The sequence below is a fragment of the Candidatus Palauibacter sp. genome (assembly GCF_965208055.1).
Classification (GTDB): domain Bacteria; phylum Gemmatimonadota; class Gemmatimonadetes; order Palauibacterales; family Palauibacteraceae; genus Palauibacter.
On sequence record NZ_CBDBNY010000004.1, the window covers coordinates 408396 to 426980 of the forward strand.

At 68.0% G+C, this 18585-nt stretch carries 13 protein-coding genes; 8 read left to right on the plus strand and 5 right to left on the minus strand.

The window, feature by feature from the left end; all coding sequences use genetic code 11:
- The first annotated feature begins 42 nt into the window (after positions 1-42).
- Positions 43-6039: a DEAD/DEAH box helicase gene (locus ACOGXI_RS02040; RefSeq protein WP_419937241.1), complete on the plus strand. Its 5997-nt coding sequence runs from the start codon at positions 43-45 to the stop codon at positions 6037-6039.
- Positions 6040-6190: 151 nt separating this feature from the next.
- Here the strand turns inward: ACOGXI_RS02040 and ACOGXI_RS02045 are convergent, their stop codons facing one another.
- The 4 genes from ACOGXI_RS02045 to ACOGXI_RS02060 all read right to left on the minus strand — a co-directional run bounded on the left by ACOGXI_RS02045 (position 6191) and on the right by ACOGXI_RS02060 (position 10220).
- Positions 6191-6691: a uracil-DNA glycosylase gene (locus ACOGXI_RS02045; RefSeq protein ID WP_419937242.1), complete on the minus strand. Its 501-nt coding sequence runs from the start codon at positions 6689-6691 to the stop codon at positions 6191-6193.
- A 125-nt stretch (positions 6692-6816) separates the two neighbouring features.
- Entirely contained in the window at positions 6817-8121 is a 1305-nt protein-coding gene (locus ACOGXI_RS02050) for an aminotransferase class V-fold PLP-dependent enzyme (protein ID WP_419937243.1), read from the minus strand.
- Positions 8122-8223: 102 nt separating this feature from the next.
- Positions 8224-8787 carry a UGSC family (seleno)protein gene (locus tag ACOGXI_RS02055; protein ID WP_419937244.1) on the minus strand — a complete coding sequence of 188 codons (564 nt, stop codon included), beginning with the start codon at positions 8785-8787 and terminating at the stop codon, positions 8224-8226.
- On the minus strand, positions 8784-10220 hold the full coding sequence (locus ACOGXI_RS02060; RefSeq protein ID WP_419937245.1) for a thioredoxin family protein: 1437 nt from the start codon (positions 10218-10220) through the stop codon (positions 8784-8786). Before ACOGXI_RS02060 ends, ACOGXI_RS02055 begins: the two co-directional genes overlap by 4 nt.
- A 248-nt stretch (positions 10221-10468) precedes the next feature.
- Here ACOGXI_RS02060 and ACOGXI_RS02065 point away from each other — a divergent pair, with 248 nt between their 5' ends.
- From ACOGXI_RS02065 to ACOGXI_RS02085, 5 genes are all read left to right on the plus strand, one after another.
- Positions 10469-10702, plus strand: coding sequence for an AbrB/MazE/SpoVT family DNA-binding domain-containing protein (locus tag ACOGXI_RS02065; RefSeq protein ID WP_419937246.1), 234 nt, complete (start codon positions 10469-10471; stop codon positions 10700-10702).
- The gene (locus ACOGXI_RS02070) at positions 10699-11094 is read left to right on the plus strand and encodes a PIN domain-containing protein (RefSeq protein WP_419937247.1); all 396 of its coding nucleotides are present in this window, start codon (positions 10699-10701) and stop codon (positions 11092-11094) included. Before ACOGXI_RS02065 ends, ACOGXI_RS02070 begins: the two co-directional genes overlap by 4 nt.
- Before the next feature lie 218 nt (positions 11095-11312).
- On the plus strand, positions 11313-13025 hold the full coding sequence (locus tag ACOGXI_RS02075; protein WP_419937248.1) for an amidohydrolase family protein: 1713 nt from the start codon (positions 11313-11315) through the stop codon (positions 13023-13025).
- Positions 13026-13045: 20 nt separating this feature from the next.
- Positions 13046-14446 carry an amidohydrolase family protein gene (locus tag ACOGXI_RS02080; RefSeq protein WP_419937249.1) on the plus strand — a complete coding sequence of 467 codons (1401 nt, stop codon included), beginning with the start codon at positions 13046-13048 and terminating at the stop codon, positions 14444-14446.
- Positions 14443-15849, plus strand: a complete 1407-nt coding sequence (locus ACOGXI_RS02085; RefSeq protein ID WP_419937250.1) for an amidohydrolase family protein — start codon at positions 14443-14445, stop codon at positions 15847-15849. The genes ACOGXI_RS02080 and ACOGXI_RS02085 overlap by 4 nt, the downstream gene beginning before the upstream one ends.
- Positions 15850-15888: 39 nt before the next feature.
- Here ACOGXI_RS02085 and ACOGXI_RS02090 read toward each other — a convergent pair whose 3' ends face one another.
- A complete protein-coding gene (locus ACOGXI_RS02090) occupies positions 15889-16239 on the minus strand; it encodes a peptide chain release factor-like protein (RefSeq protein ID WP_419937251.1) in 351 nt (116 codons plus the stop codon).
- An 85-nt stretch (positions 16240-16324) separates the two neighbouring features.
- Between ACOGXI_RS02090 and ACOGXI_RS02095 the strand changes: the two genes are divergently transcribed.
- Together ACOGXI_RS02095 and ACOGXI_RS02100 are read left to right on the plus strand one after the other, a co-directional pair.
- Positions 16325-16894: a PH domain-containing protein gene (locus ACOGXI_RS02095; RefSeq protein WP_419937252.1), complete on the plus strand. Its 570-nt coding sequence runs from the start codon at positions 16325-16327 to the stop codon at positions 16892-16894.
- Positions 16884-18524, plus strand: a complete 1641-nt coding sequence (locus ACOGXI_RS02100; protein ID WP_419937253.1) for a PH domain-containing protein — start codon at positions 16884-16886, stop codon at positions 18522-18524. The genes ACOGXI_RS02095 and ACOGXI_RS02100 overlap by 11 nt, the downstream gene beginning before the upstream one ends.
- Positions 18525-18585: the final 61 nt, after the last annotated feature.

An 18585-nucleotide genomic window follows, 5' to 3' on the forward strand; every position in this document is an offset into this window, starting at 1 on the left:
TCGTAGGTTGCGGATAACCGACAACTCAACCACTTGGCTTCCATGGCCCTGAATCCCGTCGCCTACATCGAGAAGGTCGCGAAGAGCTTCCTCCGCTACCAGCTCACGGCCTACCCCTTCTCCGACCCTCACCTCCTGGGGCAGATGCGGGAACTGCTCTCGCTGGACCACACCCGCGCATCCCCGCTTCTCAGGGGGCCCTATGTGAGTCTTTCGCGCCCCTTCCGGGCCGGGGCATCGGTCGAGCAAATGGTCGACGAGGGCTTGCTTCATACGCATTTGGCGACCCGAATCCCCTCGCGGATCACGCACTTCTACAGCCATCAGGAGCAGGCGATCCGGGCCATCGCGGAAGGTCGGACGACGCTCATCTCCACCGGGACCGGATCGGGGAAGACGGAGTGTTTCCTCTACCCCGTCGTGAGTCAGGCCCTGAGCTTGAGGGACGAGTCCGCAGCCCCAGGCGTCAGCGCCGTGATCGTGTATCCGATGAACGCGCTGGCCGAGGACCAGCTCATGCGGATTCGCGGCCTCCTGGCCGGTACCGGCGTCCCGTTCGGGATTTACGTCGGCAAGACCCCGGAACGCGAGTCCGATGTCGTCGGCGCCAAGCTTCGGCCCGGGTCGTCGCGGGAGGACTACTTGGCGCGCCTCGAGAAAGCCAGGCGAGACGGGACGGGCGAGTCCGTGTACCCGAGCGAGGAGGTCTGCTCGCGCCAAGCCATGAGGACACCGGGGAAACAGCCCAGAATCCTCCTGACCAACGTCAAGCAGCTGGAGCTGCTTCTTACGCGGCAAAAGGACATCGAGCTGTTCGAGGACGCGCGCCTCGACCACCTGGTGTTCGACGAGGCGCACACCTTCACGGGCGCCATGGGCGCCGAGACGGCTTGTCTCATCCGCCGCTTGCGGTCGTTCTGCAACATCGATCCGGGCCACACGACGTGCATCGCCACCTCGGCGACCATCGCCGACTCGCGGGAGCCGGGTGCGGCCCGCGATTTCGCCGCGCGGTTTTTCGGCGTCCCGGCGGGCGAGGTCTTGACGGTGGGGGAAGACTACGAAGCCGAGACCTGGGGGGAGCCGCGTGTGGTGCCGCCGACGCCGGACGGAGATCCCTCGCGGATTCTGGACCGGAGCGTCCGGGCGGTTGAGGACGCGACGGGTGCCGATGTGGCACGAGCCTATCGTTCGCTGTCCGGCGGCGATCTGCCAGCGCAGGATGATGGCGACTGGCCCGGAGCGCTGCACGCGGCGCTCGCCCGCAACGAACTGGTCTACCGTCTCAACGAGCAACTCGCCGGGCCGCGCGCGCTTGATGAACTGCCGAAGGCGTTGGAGAGGCACGTCGGGCGGCCGGTCACCGAAGCCGAAATTCTCACTTGGCTGACCCTCGGGGCGGCCGCGCGCCGCGCGGGACGTCCCCTGCTGCGGCCCGTGATCCACGGATTTGTGCGCGGCATCGGCGGTTCGGTGGTCTCGTTCCCGGAGGACCGGGAACGTGCGCGGCTGTGGCTCACGGCACGGGACGACGCTCCCTCCGACGTGTTCGAGGGCGGGCCTGAGCCCCGCGGCGACGAGTACGCCCATTTGCCCGTCACTACCTGCACGGTGTGCGGGCAACATTACTATATCGCGTTCCTCAAGGATTTCTCGTTCACCGGAAAGCGTCCCGGCGGCGGGGAAGCGGACCGGGACGGCATGCACTGGGCACCGCTGGACGAGACGAACGGGGGCAAGCGCGTTGTGCTCGTGGATCGCCTGATCGGCGAGACGGAGCGCGATGGTGAGGCGTCCGCCCCGAGGCGTACGGCCCCGATACACCTGTGCCGCCGCTGCGGCGCGGCGCACGGGGATCACGCCGACCGGTGTCGCGCCTGCGGCCGGGTTGGCGCGACGGTGGCGCTGCACGCGATCCGGCAGAATGCGGACAACCCCGGCCGGTTAACAAGTTGCCTCTCCTGCGGGTCCAACGGCCGCCGCGTGATGGGGCGCTACCGCGAACCGGCGCGGCCGGTGCGGGCGGTGACCGTGGCCGATGTCCACGTTCTGACGCAGGACATGGTGCATCACGCCGAGCGCCCCCGGCTGCTCGTGTTCTGCGACAACCGCCAGGATGCGGCGTTCCAGGCGGGCTGGATGAAGGACCACGCCCGCCGCTTCCGCCTTCGGGCCCTCATGGCGGAAGGAATCAGGGAGCACCCGGGCGGCTCGGTCGGCGACTTGGCGGCCTTTCTCGATGATCGCCTGGAACGCGAGGAAACGCTTTCGCGGGCGCTCGCTCCCGAGGTCTGGCAGGTGGCTCGGCGGGAAGGATCGGGCGGACGCCACGCCCGGGAGCGGCGGAAGTACCTTCGCATCCAGGTGCTGCGCGAGGTCGCGCTGTCCGCCCGCCAAGCGCTCGGGCTCGAGCCGTGGGGGCGGCTGAAGGTCGAATACGCCGGCCTGTCCGCGTCGCTCCCGTGGATACAGGAACAAGCGAACCGCTTGGGCATCCCCGCGGACCGCCTCCGAGACGGAGTGGCGAGCGTCCTCGACTACTTTCGCCGGCGAGGCGCTCTGTTGGACCCCGAATACAATCTCTTCACGAGGTATTGGGACGAGGGTTCCGCCGAAGTGCAGCAGGGATTCCTGCCGGGATTCATAAAGCCGCTTGGCTTGAAGCTCCGCCGCGGGCCGGAGGAGAAGTCCGAGTGGGTCATGCAGTGGCTGAGTAGTGCCGGGGACACGACCATGCGCCAGATCGCGCGGAAGTGGGGGGAGCCGACCGATTCGGTCGAGCCCTTCCTGGAAGGCCTCTTCGCCTTCCTGGTCCGCCGTAAACTCGTCAAGCCGGTCCGCCTGCTGGGTGCCCGGGGCAGGCCGCTGCCCAACCTCGAGAACGTGCATCAGGTGAATGGCGATGCCCTTAGGCTGGATCCGAACAAAGGCGTGTACCGCTGCGCGAAGTGCCGGCGGACGACCACGCGTGAACTGCCCCACCGCCTCTGCCCTGCGTGGCGCTGCGATGGAGCACTGAAGTGGATCCCCGAGAATCCGGACGACTACAACCTGCAACTGCTCGACCAGGCTTATTCGATGCTCCGTCCCGAAGAGCACACGGCCATGGTTCCGAATGACCACCGCGAGCGGCTGGAGAACTGGTTCAAGGGGGAGTCGAACGCCGTCAACTGCCTGGTCTGCACGCCCACGCTCGAACTCGGGATCGACATCGGTCGCCTCGATTCGGTCCTGATGCGTAACGTTCCGCCGCTGCCCGCCAACTACTGGCAACGCGCCGGCAGGGCAGGGCGCCGGCACCGCATGGCGGTCAACATGACCTATTGCCGCCCGGTCTCCCACGACCGGGCCTACTTCGCCGAGCCCCCGAAGCTGCTGGACGGCCGCATCGACCCGCCGGCCTTCAATCTCCGCAACGAAGTGATGGTGGCCAAGCATGTCCACGCCACCGTCATCGCCGCTCTCCACCGCCATGGCCGCGACCCTCGACGGCCCGAGGCTGAGCGCAGGAGGACGCGGGAAGTATTGGCCGCCTGCCTTCCGCAGCGGGTCAAGCCGTACTTGTTCGACCACGGTGTCGTCCGGCGTGAACCCTTCGACTTCGATCTGCTGCGCGAACTCGTCCGCGACAACAGATCGGACCTGGTGGACCGGGTTTGCGGGGTCTTCAGCGGGGGCTGGCCCGAGGAGGATTCGGACGTCGTGACGCCCGACGCCCTCCGAATGCATGTGGATGAGTTCGCCGATGAATTGGAGACGGTCGTGACGCGCCTGCGCCGCCGTCTGCGGTGGGCGATGGACCAGATTCGGCGGCTGAACGCGCTGCGAGAGAAGCACGGCACCCTTGAGGGAGAAGACGAAGCTCTGTTCAGGCGCTGCGGCCGGCTCGTCGCGCGGCTGAAAGGCGAGGATCGCGGACGTCGCCACGCCGAAGGGCACGACTCCTCGATCACGTTCAGCGTTCTAGCGGCGGAGGGCTTCCTTCCCGGCTACGGTCTGGAGACCGGCTACGTGATGGCATGGGCGGAGATACCGTTCTGGCTGGACGGCGCCATGGACTTCGTCCTGCCCAGGGCGCCGGCGACCGCGCTCCGCGAATACGTCCCCGGCAACCTTATCTACGCCAACGGACACCGCTTCGTTGCCCGGCGCTTCCATCGTGACTTCGCAGACGAACGCGTCGAGATGCCTGTGTACGAGGTGTCCTCCGCGCACCAGGCCGTCAGGGAGACCTCGGTCGGTGCATCGTCGTCGCTCGCCGGTGAGACGCTCCAGGCCATGGCGGTGTGCGATGTCGACCTGAGCCACACATCCCATATCTCCGACGACGAGGAATTGCGCTTCCAGTTGGGTGTCGCCGTGTACGGACTCGAACTCGGGCAGCACAGCGGCGGGAGGGCCTACGGTTGGGGCGAGAGGCCGCTCCTCATGCGGCGGGGCGTACGCATGCGCCTCGTCAACGTCGGGGCTTCGGAGCCGATCAGGGCAAGAGACAGCTTCGGCTATCCCGTCTGCACGATCTGCGGCCAGAGCGTGTCGCCGCTGTCATCGCAACCACAGCGTCGAAGCTTCCGCGAATCGCACGGTCAACGTTGCGGCCGCGAGCCGAGGCGGATCGGGTTCTACGCCGATATTGCGGCAGACGCGTTGTCGCTCCCCGAGTGCGTCAATGCTACCCAAGCCGACAGCGTGCTCGAGGCGTTGCGAATCGGCGCGACCCGTGTCCTCGACATGCACATGGAGGATCTGCAGATCCTCGTCATCGGAGAGATGGGACGGGACGAGGTGCTGGGACTCCTGTGGGATCCGATGGCCGGAGGCTCGGGGCTGCTCGACCGCCTGTGCGAGCGCTTCGCGGAGATCGTAGCTGTCGCCCGCGAGGTCGTAGAGGGTTGCCCGAGCGTCTGCGGGTCGTCGTGTATCGATTGTCTGCAGACCTTCCGCAACGCGTACTACCACTCCAGCCTGGACCGGAGGGCCGCTCTGGACGCGCTCGGGGAGTGGGGAGAGCAACTCGCGTTCCGGCACGATGTCCCGCCGCGGCAACCTGCATCCACGCCCGCCGATGATGCGGTGCCCGTCAATCTGGCCGAGAGGAAGCTGCGCCATCTCCTCCTCCGGGCGGGATTCGGGGAGGGCACGCGCGGAGAACAGATCCGGCTCGACAGCGCCCTTGGCACGACTACGCCCGACGTCATCTACCGCGAGGATGATGACGGTTTCTGCAAGGGCGTGTGCATCTACCTTGACGGAATGAGCGCGCACCTGCACGGCAGCCCCGAGACCGCCGCGAGGGATCGGGAGATTCGCCACTGGCTGCGGGGCAGCGGCTACGAAGTCCTGGAGATTCCGGCTAACGAACTCGACGACGAGGGCGCAATGACGGGCCATTTCCGTCGCCTCGCGAACTATCTGGGCCAACCTAATCGCGGGCGAGATCTTTCCGACGATCGGAGTTGGTTCGCGGATCCCGATCCATCGGGTAAAACAGACGATCCAGCAGACATCCCGCGTTTGCGCCTGGTTACTCCCACTCCCGAGAGTCGCTACCGAACATGCGTCCCGCTGGTGCCGCTGCGAGCGGCGGCGGGAGCCTTTGGCGATCCGAACGAGACGCTTGACGAGTGGGACCGAGACTGGGTAGCCGTCAACACGGTTCGTCGGCTCCGGGACGGAATGTTCGTGGCTCGCGTGACCGGCCGCTCGATGGAGCCGCGTATTCCGGATGGTTCGTATTGCCTCTTCGCAAGTCCTGTAACCGGCTCGCGCCAGGGGCGCACGGTGCTGGTGATCATGCGGGACGATGTGGACCCGGAGACGGGCGCCCGGTTCACCGTGAAGCGATACCGAAGCGAGAAGACGGAGGATGAGAATGGCTGGCGACACGCCAAGATCAGCCTGGAGCCAACCAACCCGGATTTCGACCCGATCATCCTCAGAGTGGATGACGAGGCGGCGGTGGGCGTCGTGGCGGAACTCGTTGAAGTCATCGGGCTCACCCCCCCCCTGAACTGTAGTCGCGTGTGGTCCCGGGGCTGATCCGAGATTCAAAGAAAGCGAGATTAACCGCACGGTAAGGGTTCCGCAGGGCTCGAAAATGATAATTTTCTCAACATAAGAAGCCCTAAACGCGAAAAAAGTAGCTTTACCCTGTGGCGTGACGCCGACTCCGGATTGGAATCAGGGGCTTCTACCGGCCGTCCATGACCTGGGCCCACTGGCCGGGGATGCTGTTCCACTTCTCGGGCGCCGTAGCCCTGACGATCGGGGAGGGGTGGGGGGATTCCATCAGACGCAGGTCCCTTGCCAGGTCCGCCACCTTCGCCTTCGCCTTGGCGGCCTTCTGGCCGACGAACACGACGCAGTCGAGCCGCGGCAAGAGTCGGATAAGCTGTTCGACGCGTTGGATCCCCGCGTTGTGTTCCGCTTTGGTAACCTTCCGGGTGCCGTTCCACCACGGGATCACATTCCAGAGTACGGCCTCGTAACGCGGCACCCCCGCGTCGCGCATGAACCGGAAGGTCGCCTCCGCCGTGCGGTCGTCGTTGTCCCGGCTGATGAAGCCGGATCCGCCTTCGTCGAGGCTCGTCTTGGGTCCGGGCTTCTCGAACAGGAAGAGAACCCGGGCGGCAGTGCCTCCGTCCAACGGGTCGAAGCAGGGGACAAACGTTTCCGGTTTCTCGGCCCGCAACTCCCTCGTGAAGTCGGTCAGCGGCCGAACGTGCGGCAGGTCGAGAAGGCCTTGCCGCCGCCTACACTCCTCGGGGTCGCCGAGCGTGCGCGGCGTCGTTGAGGCAAACCCGCATGCCCGATCGCTCAGGCGGGGATACCGTGCTTCACCGCGTGGGTCATCGCGTCCACGAAGCGGTCGAGTTCCTCCATCGTCGTGTAGGTCGAGGGGGAGATCCTGAGGCCCGTGAACTCGGCGTGGTTGATGCCAACCGTGAAGATCCGGTGCTTGTTCCACAGCCAGTTGCGGAGCGCGCTCGTGTCGATGCCCTCGACCTGGACGTTCGCGATCCCGCACGCGAAGCCCGGCTTGAGGCTCGTGTTGAGCCGCACCCGGTCGTGCTCGAGGAGCTGGTCCGCCCAGTAGTTCCGCAGGTGGACGAGGCGGGCTTCCTTGCGCTCTCCGCCGACCAGCTGGTGGAAGGTGAGCGCCTCGCCGATGGCGAGGAAGTTGGCCTCGGGGTGCGTGCCGATCGCCTCGAACTTCCGGATGTCGTCGTTGCTGCTCTCGGGCGCGGCCTGCAGCGGCCAGATCTCCGGGATCTTCTCCTTCCTCACATACAGGAGGCCGGTGCCGACCGGGGCGTGCAGCCACTTGTGCAGGCTCACCGCGTAGTTGTCGCAGTTGAGATCGGAGAGGGTAAAGTCATGGTGCGCCATGGAATGCGCGCCGTCGACGAGGACCGGGACGTCGTAGCCGCGCGCCATCTCCACGACCTCGCGCACGGGAAGGATCTGCCCGGTGATGTTGATCATGTGACACATGAGGATGAGCCGCGTGCGGTCGGTGATCTGCTCCTCGAACAGCCGCACGATCTCGGCCGGATCCTCGGCGGGGATCGGGATCTTGAACTGCTTGAGGACGATCCCCTCGCGCCGCTCGCGCTGCTTGAAGGTCGTGATCATGCGCCCGTAATCCTGCGTCGTCGTCACCACTTCGTCGCCGCGCTCGAGGTCGTATCCGTTCTGGAGGATCTGGAGACCCTCCGACGCGTTGCGCGTGATCGCGACCTCCTCGGGGTCCACATCCCACTGGCGGGCGAGCCGGGCGCGGACGCCCTCCCGCTGCGGCTCCAGGATCTGCCACCCGTTGTAGACCGGGATCTGGTTCGCGAAGTCGAGATCCCGCTTCATTGCCTCGAGCACGTGGGCGGGCGTCGGGCTCACGCCCCCGTTGTTGAGGTTGACGAGGGAACGGTCGGTGGTGAACGCCTTCTGGATCTCGAGCCAGAATTCCTCGTCGCGCGCGATCTCCTCGGGGGAGCCGGGGGTGCGGGACAAGTCACGGGCCGCCGCCATGGCGGTGTTCCACTTCGTGGGCACGGCGGTCATGACTCCGGCGGCTGCGGCGGAGCCCCCGAGGCGGGCGAGGAATCGTCGTCGGGTGGGCATGCGGCCTCCTGGCTGGTTCGATACCGGTCCGGCTACTGCCAAATAGACCGTTTTCGAAGCCGCGAGCAAGTCTGACGCCCGCTGCCTCCCGGGTGCGACAGGTCAGTCCGTTGCCGTGATCATGGCCAGGATCGGTTCGATCGCGGCCTCCGCCAGTTCCTCGAGTTCGCGGGCCGTGCGGTTCTGGATGGGGTGCGGGACCCAGACGATGGCGGGCTCGAAGCCGAGCGAGCGCGACTGGCTGCGCGCGGCCTGCTCGAACTCGGTCGTGACGACGAAGCAGCCGGGGATCCCGCGTTCATCGAGGTCTCTGAGGTCGTGCAGACCGCACGACGTGCATGACCCTCAATCGGCCAGCGCCTGCACGACGACATCGGCCTCGGTGGCGATCCGCTGCAGCAACTCGGTCGGCGCCCGCCGCGCGTTGGTCGGCTTGTCCGTGCGGATCGTCTCGACGCCGAGCGCGTCCAGGCGCGTCTTCACGTGGTCGAGGAATTCGTCGCTGCGCAGCTTGCCGATTCCCTGAAGCGCCACGACCCGCCCCTCCAGCGACGAGGGCGGTGCACGCCGCGGGCGCATCTCGGGGGCGAGTTCGGAGGTGGGATCGTGAAGAATCGTCGTTGGGGTCGTTGGGGCAGCCGGAGTCGCCGGGGTCGGAGCCGTCATGTCTCGATCTCTCTGGTGATGGGGTGTGAGTGCCGCCAGGCGCGGCCGCCGGGCCAGCCGGCCAGGATCGCGGAGTACAACCCGGCCGCGCCGCCGGCCCGGGCGAGGAGCAGTCCGCCGGGCGGGAATTTTGGCACGTGGCGGCGCGTTTCCGAGTCCGGCACGCCCTCCGCCAAGCCTCCCGCGCCGCGCGCGACCTCGCCCAACGGCCGCGCCGTCGCCTCCAGCAGCGCTTCGGTGATCCGCGCCCGGTCCCAGCCGGCTTCCCGGTAGATGGCGTAGTGCTCGGGCGAGAGGAGCAGCACGGCGTGCGCCCACTCGCAGATCTTCGGGTGGCAGACGGCCAGCAGGCACGCGGCGAGCGACGCGGTCAGTTCATCGGGCGTGCGGGAGCGCTGGTCCATGATCCCCTGCACGCCTTCCCCCTGGAAGAGGGTGACCGCGCTGGCCCCGCGCGGGAGGCCGCGTGAAACCGAAAGGGGCTCCCACTCCTCGTCCGATTCGTCCTCCGCGAAACAGAACGTGTACTTGCTGGGCGCCCCGAAGGTCGAGCGGTCGATCTCGCCCGGGCGCCCGCCGCCCACGTTGCGCACGATGAGGTTGAGCGCCCGTCCGATGGTCGCGTTGGCGCGGTTCCCCTGGCCGAGGACGTTGAGTCCCGAGTTCATCCCGATACGACGCGCGATGGGACCGTTCACGATGACGAGGGGCGCCGTGAAGCATGTGCTGCACAGGATCCCGTGCAGCGTGAAGTCGGGGTCGAGCGCCGCCTCGAGCGTCGCGAGCACGACCGGCATGTACTCCGGCTTGCACCCTGCGAGCACGGCGTTGATCGCGACCTTCTCGACCGTGCACTCGGCGTAATCCGGCGGCACCGCGCCCACGACCTCGTCCGGATCCCGAGTCGTGCCCGCGAGCATGCGCAATATCCGCTCCGGCGTCGGCGGGACGACGGGCAGCCCATCCGTCCACCCGCGCTCGAAGCACGCCTCCGCGGCGTCCGCATGCGGTTCCAGCGCCACCTGTCGCGCTTCGATGCCGGTCTCGCCGAAGCGTGCGCGCAGGCGTTCCGCCGCGCCGGGTTCGACGGACCGGGAACCGCAGCCCGGCTGGAACTCGGGCAATTCCGCGCCCAGATCCGGAGTCGACGTCAGGTCGCGCCACTCCGCCCGGTTCCAGCCCACCGCGCGGCCCGTCTCTTTTCCATCCTCGAAGCGTACGAGCGTGGGGACCGTCTCGATGTCGAGGCGGAAGGAGTGTTCGAGTTCCGTATCGTCAACCACGCCTGAAAGCGACGCGGGAAAGTCCGGGTCGTCCTGGCTGAAGACGGCGAGACCGTCGCGGCCGCCAGCAAGCCGCTCCAGAACCGGCTCGACGAGATGACATGTGGGACAGTCCCGCTTCACGACGGCCGCGAGACTGTCGCTCGGCACCAAAGGGCGTTCCATGCTGCAACGGTAACGCCCCGCGAACGTCCGAACAAAACCGGGATATTCGTTCTGAAGCCAAGATCGATGCGCCTCCCGGCCCGCCGCTCGAGATCCAAGTTGCGGCGGCGGGTGCGGCGGCACCGGGGCTGGAGGTGCCGAGCGCCGGGAGCGGTTGCGTCAGCGCGAAACACTTACATTATTGCAATTAGTAAGGCGGTGCTGCACACTGCAATGCGAACGGAGGTGCGGTCATGCTCGAATCCGCGGTAACGAAAAAAGGACAGACCACGCTCCCCAAGCCCGTCCGGGACACGCTGGGCGTGCAGGCCGGTGACCGCGTGCGCTACATCGTTCTGGACGGCGAGGTGCGCATACTGCCCGTGCGCCCTATCCATCGGCTGTTTGGCGTGTTGAAGCACGATGGCTCCCCCGTCACCGTGGAGGAAATGAAGCGAGCCGTAGCCGACGGGGCGTCTGAGGAATGATTGCCCTCGACACCAACGTCCTCGTCCGCTACCTGGTGCGCGACAACGAGCAGCAGGCGGAGGCCGCTCGCGCTTTGTTGGAATCGCTCACGACCGAACGTCCAGGCTATGCCTGCCGCGAGGTTGTCGTGGAACTCGTCTGGGTTCTGGAGCGGGCCTACGGGGTTTCCCGCGAACGCATCGCGACCATCCTGCAGGAACTCGTCGCGACGCAGAGTCTCGTTATCGAGGCCGCGGACGATGTGGCCCGAGCCGCGTTTCGCTACCAGGCAGGTGGCCCGGGATTCTCGGATCAAATGGTCCTTGCCGCGGCGGAGCGGTCCGGAGCGCGGCCGCTCTACACCTTCGATCGGAAGGCGGCGCGACTGGAGGGTGTCGAATTGTTGCGGTGAGGACCGGCGGCGTCACGCTCCGCCGCCTACACTCCGTACAAATCGAGCCCGAGCCGGAGACATTCCTCCTTCACGCCGCGCCGGACTCGGACGGCCCGGCCGTTGACCGCGCGCGGGACTGAACGGACATTCACCCAGGCGTGTTGTGAAGGGATGTGAAGGGATGTGAAGGGGTTTTGTTTCACCGTGATGGACCCACTCGGAAGGATGTATCTCTCATGAACCGAACCGCACTCGCGCGCCGGCTGGCGGGCGGGGTGGTCCCGGGGCTGCTCCTCGCATCGCTGTCCGGCCTCGCCGCTCCGACGCCCGCCGACGCACAGTACATGCCGAGCCAGACCCCGGTGCCTCCCCCGTTCTTCGCGCTCCGGAACGCGCGCATCGTGACCGGCACGGGCGCCGTGATCGAGAACGGCACCGTCGTCATCGCGAACGGCCTCATCGAGGCGGTCGGAGCCGACGTCGAGGTCCCCGGCGATGCCTGGGCGATCGACGTCTCGGGCCTGACCGTCTACCCCGGCCTGTTCGACGGGCTGTCCCAGGTTGGGATGGCCTCGCAGGCAGGCAGTCCGGGAGGCGGCGGGGGAGGCAACCCCTTCGCCGTCTTTGCCGAGCAGGCGAACCAGCCCCGCACCGTGGGGCCCGAGGATCGTCCGGCGACGAACTCCTGGGTCAACGCGGCGGACATGCTGGATCCGGACTCCGACGCGATCGAGACGTGGCGCAGCGGCGGGTTCACGAACGCGCTCGTGGCGCCCGATGACGGGATCGTGACGGGACAGGGCGTCGTGGTGAACCTCGCCGGCGACGAGCAGGAGATGGTCGTGAAGGCGCCCGCCGCGCTGCGGGTGACGATGAGCGGGGCCGGCGGATTCCGGAGCTTCCCGGGTTCACTCATGGGCGTCATCGCCTACGTCCGGCAACTCTACCTGGACGCGGACCACAGCCGGCAGTACGAGGCGCGCTACATGGCCAACCCGAGCGGCCAGCCCAGGCCCACCTACGACCGGGCGCTCGGTCCGATCCAGGACGCGATCGCCGGAGGGTGGCCGACGGTCATGCCGGCGAACGAGGTGCGGCAGATCCGGCGGGCGATCAAGCTGGGGCGCGACACCGGTGCACGACCGCTCCTCCAGGGCGCGCACGAGGCGTACGAACTGGCCGACGAGATCGCGGCCGCGGGCGTCCAGGTGCTCGTCAACGTGGACTGGCCCGAGCGGAACCGCGATGCGGATCCGGAGGCCGACGAGTCGCTCGCGTCGCTGAAGCGCCGCGCCTATGCGCCTACGACCCCGGCCCGGCTCGAGGAGGCGGGCGTCGAATGGGCCTTCTACAGCGGCTCGGCCGGCAACCCCCGCGCCATGATGGACAACGTGCGGGCCGCGATCGAGAACGGGCTCTCGGAGGAAGCGGCTCTGGAAGCGCTCACCGCCGCCCCGGCGCGGATCTACGGCGTGGACGCGATGCTGGGCTCCGTCGAGGCGGGGAAGATTGCGAACCTCGTCGTCACGGACGGCCCGCTGTTCGACGAGGACACGGACATTCGGATGGTGTTCGTCGACGGCCACAAGTTCGAGGAGGAGGCGCCCGAGCCCAGGCCGACCGAACCGCCGGCCGTCGACATGAACGGCACCTGGCTCCTCTCCCTGAACAACGATTCGCAGGAGGCGACGGCCGAACTCGAGGTGTCGGAGGACGGCACGATCTCCGGCACGATCCAGGGCGAGCGGGGCGAGCAGCAGATCACGGACGGCTGGGTGAGCGGCAACGAGTTCAGCATCACCGCCTCCGCCACGATGGGACCGGGCATGGAAGTGGAGATCGTCTATACCGGCACGGTCGAGGACGATTCGATCGAAGGGAACGCTTCCTTCGGCGGCATGCGCAACATGGACTTCACGGGCGCGAGGCCCGGGGGAGGCGTCCGATGAGACAGGCCATGAGACAGGCCATGAGACACGGTACGGGGCGGGTGGGGGCTGGCTGGCTGGCGCTCGCGGTCGCGCTCGGGATTCCGGGCGGGGTCGCCGCGCAGGACCAGCCGATCCTGATCCGCGGTGCGACGATCCTCACCGCGGCGGAAGCCGGCCGGATCGAAGACGGCGCCGTCCTGTTCCAGAACGGGCGCATCGTCGCGGTCGGCCCGACTTCCGAAGTGGAAGCGCCGTCCGATGCGATGGTCATCGACGGCACGGGCAAGTTCGTGACCCCCGGAATCGTCGACGCCCACTCCCACATCGCGGCGGACGCGATCAACGAGGGGGCGGTCTCCGTCTCCTCCATGGTCTCGATCCACGACGTGATCGACCCGACGGACATCGCGATCTACCGCGAGGCTGCGGGCGGCACGACGACATCGCACGTCATGCACGGAAGCGCGAACCCGATCGGCGGGAACAACGCCGTCATCAAGCACCGCTGGGGCGCCGATGCGCAGGGCCTCCTCTTCCAGGGCGCCCCGCCGACGATCAAGTTCGCGCTCGGCGAGAACCCGAAGCGGGCCGGCAGTCCCACCCTCCCCGGCCAGGAAGCGCGCTATCCCGCCTCCCGCATGGGCGTGATGGACGTGATCCGGCAGGCCTTCATCGAGGCCGCCGAGTACAAGGCCGAGTGGGACGCCTACCGCGCCCGGATGGCCGATGGCGACCGCGACGCGATCCCGCCGCGGCGCAACCTGACCATGGATCCGCTGGTCGAGGTCCTCGAAGGCGCGCGCTATGTGCACGCGCATAGCTACCGCGCGGACGAGATCCTGCAGCTCATGAGGGTGGCCGAGGAGTTCGGCTTCCGCATCCACACCTTCCAGCACGTGCTCGAGGGCTACCGCGTCGCCGACGAGATGGCGGAGCACGGGGCCCACGCCTCCACGTTCTCCGACTGGTGGGCCTACAAAATGGAGGCCTACGAGGCGATCCCGTACAACGCCGCGATCATGACCCAACGCGGAGTCAACGTCTCCATCAATTCCGACAGCGGAGAAGAAGGACGGCACCTCAATCAGGAAGCCGCCAAGACGATGAAGTGGGGCGGTCTGAGCGAGGCGGAGGCCCTCGCCACCGTCACGATCAATCCGGCGATCCAGCTCATGATCGACGACCGGGTGGGCTCGCTGGAGGCAGGGAAGGACGCGGACATCGTCCTGTGGGAGAACTATCCGCTTTCCTCCTACGCCATGGTCCGGACCACGTATATCGACGGCGAGGCGGTGTTCGATGTCGACGCGGACATGGCGATGCGGGCCGGGATCGAGGCCGAGAAGGCGGAGTTGAGAGAGCTGCTCGGAGAGGCCGACGACCCGGAGGACTCCGGCGACGAGCGGGATCCGGGCACGCGGTCGGGAGGCGGACGATGACGCGCAGATCCGGAAACACTCCCGTGAACATCCTTGCCAACACTACGAACCACAGGATCGACACCATGGTGAAGTCGATAGTCGCGACGGCGGCAGTCCTCGGGACCCTCGGAGTCGCCGTGCCGGTTCAGGCGGCGGCGCAGGAGGGCGGGACGTTCGCCGTGCAGGGGGCCACGATCCACACGGTGTCCGACGGCGTCATCGACGAGGGGACGATCGTGATCAGGGACGGCCGCATCATCGCCGTCGGAAGCGATGTCGAGGTCCCGGCGGACGCCGAGATCATCGACGGAGAGGGGAAGCACGTCTTTCCCGGCATGATCGATTCCTTCAGCTCGCTCGGGCTCACGGAGATCGGGGCCGTCGCGGTGACGAACGACGCGAGCGAATTGGGCCGCTGGAACCCGCATCTCAACGCGCATACGGCGATCCACCCCGCCAGCGAGCACATCCCGGTCGCGCGCGCGAACGGGATCACGCACACGATGACGGCGCCCGGCGGCGGTGGAGGCTCCGGCATCCAGGGCCAGGCCACGCTCATCCATCTCGATGGCTGGACGGTGGAGGAGATGGAGATCGAGAAGACCGCGGCCATGGTCCTCGGCTGGCCCACGCTCTCGACGAGTTTCCGCGCCTTCGCCGGTTTCGGCCGTCCGGCAGGCGGCCGTTCCTTCCGCCAGGCGCAGGAGCGCTTCGACGAGCAGGTGGCGGAGATGGACGAGTGGTTTGTCGCCGCGGATCACTACCGGCAGGCGGTGGCCTCCGGGTCGAGCCGCGTGCCCCGCAACATCCAGCTCGAGCACCTGTCGCGCGTCCTCGACCGGGGAATGAAGGTCATCGTGCGTGCGAACGGCTGGCGCGAGATCGAGTCGGCCATCGAGTTCGCGGAGAAGTGGAACCTGGACCTCGTCATCGCGGGCGGGACCGGCGCGCGCGAGATCGCGGGCACGCTGGCCGAAAAGAACGTCCCCGTCATCCTGGGCCCGGTGCAGCGGCTGCCGCAGGGCGAGGACACCGCGTACGACGACCCGAACACGCTGCCCGGCGTGCTGCACGACGCGGGGGTCGAAATCGCGTTCGCCACCTTCAACTCCGCCGACTCGCGGACGCTGCCCTACGAGGCGGCGAACTCCGTGTCGTGGGGGCTCACGAAGGATGCGGCACTGGAGGCCGTGACGCTGGCGCCCGCGCGGGTGCTGGGCGTCGACGACCGGCTCGGGTCGCTGGAGGTCGGAAAGGTGGGGAACCTGATCGTGACCGACGGGGATCCGCTCGAGATCACGACGGAGATCGAGTGGGTGTTCATCAAGGGCGTGCCGTCCGACCTGGACAACAAGCACCGCAGCCTGTGGGAGAAGTATGACAACCGTCCCGCACGGCGAGTGACCACGACGACGACCTGACGGCCGGAGCCGGACCGGGAGTTTGTCGACCTGCGCCGGCTACTCGTCGGATTCGGGACGGCGCCGCTGCCTCTTCGTGAGGGAGCGGCGCCGTTTCTGTTCCAGGCGCTTCTCGCGCGCGGCCCGCGTGGGTTTCGACGGGCGGCGCGGTGCGGGCGTGTACTCGCGCTCCTTGAGGGCCGTTCGCAGGCGACCGAGGGCGCGGGAGCGGTTACGGTACTGGCTGCGGGATTCGCGCGCGGTCACGACGATGCCCGTGGGGCGGTGCGTGAGCCGGACGGCCGACTCGGTCTTGTTCTGGTGCTGGCCGCCCGGACCGCCGGCCCTGAACGTCTCGACGGAACACTCGGCGAGCAGTTCCTCGTCGCTGCGTGACTCCGCGCTACTCACGGTTTCCTCCCATCGGATCGCAGGCCGGTCCCCGCCGTCCCGGGGCACCGACACGAAGACCGGTCCATCACCGTAACTTGTCCACATGAACGAGTCGACGCACAACTTCGAGACACAGCGGGACCTGGAGCGGGAGACGGCGGATCCGGCGGCCGTCGCCATCGCGGACGGAGTCCGTCACGGCCTGGACCCGCGCTCGATCCCGCTGCAGCGGGTCGTCGGCCGCATCGTCACGGCGTGCGTCTCCCTCGCGCTGGCGGCGGGCGTCGCCGTGGCGTGGGCCGCGGGCGGGCCGCCACCGGGCGTCGTGGCGGCGATCGTGAGCGGCTGGGCCGTCATCACCGGCGGGCTCGGCTGGTGGCTGCACCGCTGGGCGGCCCTCCATTACCGCTACGCGTCGTACACCGTCAACGAGGAGGACATCGAGATCCGGAGCGGGGTCGTGTGGCGGAAGGCGATCAGCGTACCGCGCTCCCGCGTCCAGCACACCGACGTGTCGCAGGGGCCGCTCGAGCGTCGCTACGGCCTCGGCACGCTGGGCATCTACACTGCGGGTACCGACTACGCCAAGGTTTCCGTCGACGGACTCGAGCATGAAACGGCGCTCCGAATTCGGGATCATCTCCTGCCGCCCGCGGGGGCCGATGCCGTCTGAGCCGACCGGACTCGATCGGGCCACCGAGCCTTCGGAGGCGTCCGATTCCTCCCGGGCGACCGAGCACCGGCTTCACCCGCTGTCGATCGGTTTCTCGCTAGCGGGCCAGGTCCGGCGCGCGATCCTCCCTTTGATCGTCGGAGGCGCGTCGGCCAACTTCCTGGGCGGCGTGGAGATGCGTTTCGTCCTCCTTATCGGGCTCATCCCGCTCGTCGTGGGGTCCGTCGTCCGCTATCTGACGTTCCGGTACCGGTACGAGGAGGCGGAACTCGTGATCCGGAGCGGACTCCTGTTTCGGCGCGAGCGGCACGTTCCCTACGCCCGGATCCAGAACCTCGACGCGGTGCAGGGCGTCTTCCATCGCGTGCTGGGGGTCGTCGAGGTGAAGCTCCAGACGGGCGGGGGACAGGAACCCGAGGCGACGCTGACCGTTCTGCCGCTGCCGGCCCTCGACGCGTTGCGACAGCGAGTCCGGGAAGGAAAGCGGGAGGCGGCCGGCGAGATGGCGGCGGCAGAGGAGGGGACGGCTGGGGAGGCGGCGACGGCCAGATCCGCCGAGCCGCCGGCGGATCTCACGCTGGCCGGTGCGGGAGAGGGTCGAACGCTGCTGCATCTTCCCGCGCGCGAACTCCTGCTCCACGGCCTGCTTCAGAACCGTGGCATGGTGCTGATCGCGGCCGCCTTCGGCATTGCGTGGGAAACGGGACTTTTCGAACGGGCCTCCGACTGGGTCGCCGGGGAGCAGTCGTGGATCGGCCCGGCGGTCGAGGGCGCGGCCTCGGACGTGGTGGCAGCCGGCGTTCTGGCGACCGTGGCCGCCGTGGGAGCGCTGATCGCCGCCTTCGTGATCCTTGCGCGGGTGCTTTCCATCGCCTGGACGCTCGTACGCCTCCACGATTACCGCGTCGTGCGGTCAGAGGAGGGGCTGCGCGCCACGTTCGGCATGCTGACGCAGGTCGCCGCCACCATCCCGCTGCGCCGCGTGCAGACGGTGACCATCCACGAGGGACCGCTCCAGCGCTGGGCGGGCCGCGTCGCCGTCGGCGTCCAGACCGCCGGAGGAAGCCAGGGCGGGCAGCCCGGGAACGCGGACCCGCACCGGCACCGACTCGCGCCGATCCTGCGGCGGGAACGTCTGCGCGAGTTCCTCCGGGAGGTGATCCCCGAGCTGGACGCCCCCGAGGTCGGTTGGGAGCCCGTGTCTTCCCTCGCCTTCCGGCGCGTGGTGAGGGGGACATGCTTCGTCGCCACGCTCGCGTCGGTTCCGCTCTACTTCACGCTCGGCGCCTGGGGCGTGACCTTCCACGCCGCCTTTCTGGCCTGGGCCGTGTTCTACGCGCGGCGCTACGTCGACTGTCTCGGGTGGGCGCTGAAGGACGACATGATCTGGTTCCGAAGCGGCTGGCTGTGGCGGCGCACGACGATCGCCCGCTACACCCGCATCCAGGTCGTGGCGCTGCGCGCGTCGCCGCTCGACCGCTGGCGCGGCATGGCGCGCCTCCGGGTGGACACCGCGGGCGCGGGCGCCGCCTCCCACAAAGTCGACATCCCCTACCTGCCCGTGGACACCGCCCGGGATCTGCGGAAACACCTCGCCGCCGAAGCCGCCCGCACCGCCTTCCGCTGGTGACATCTTTCCGATACGCCCCCGTTGTCCGGCACATCGAAGCCGTGGGCGTCATGATCTACCA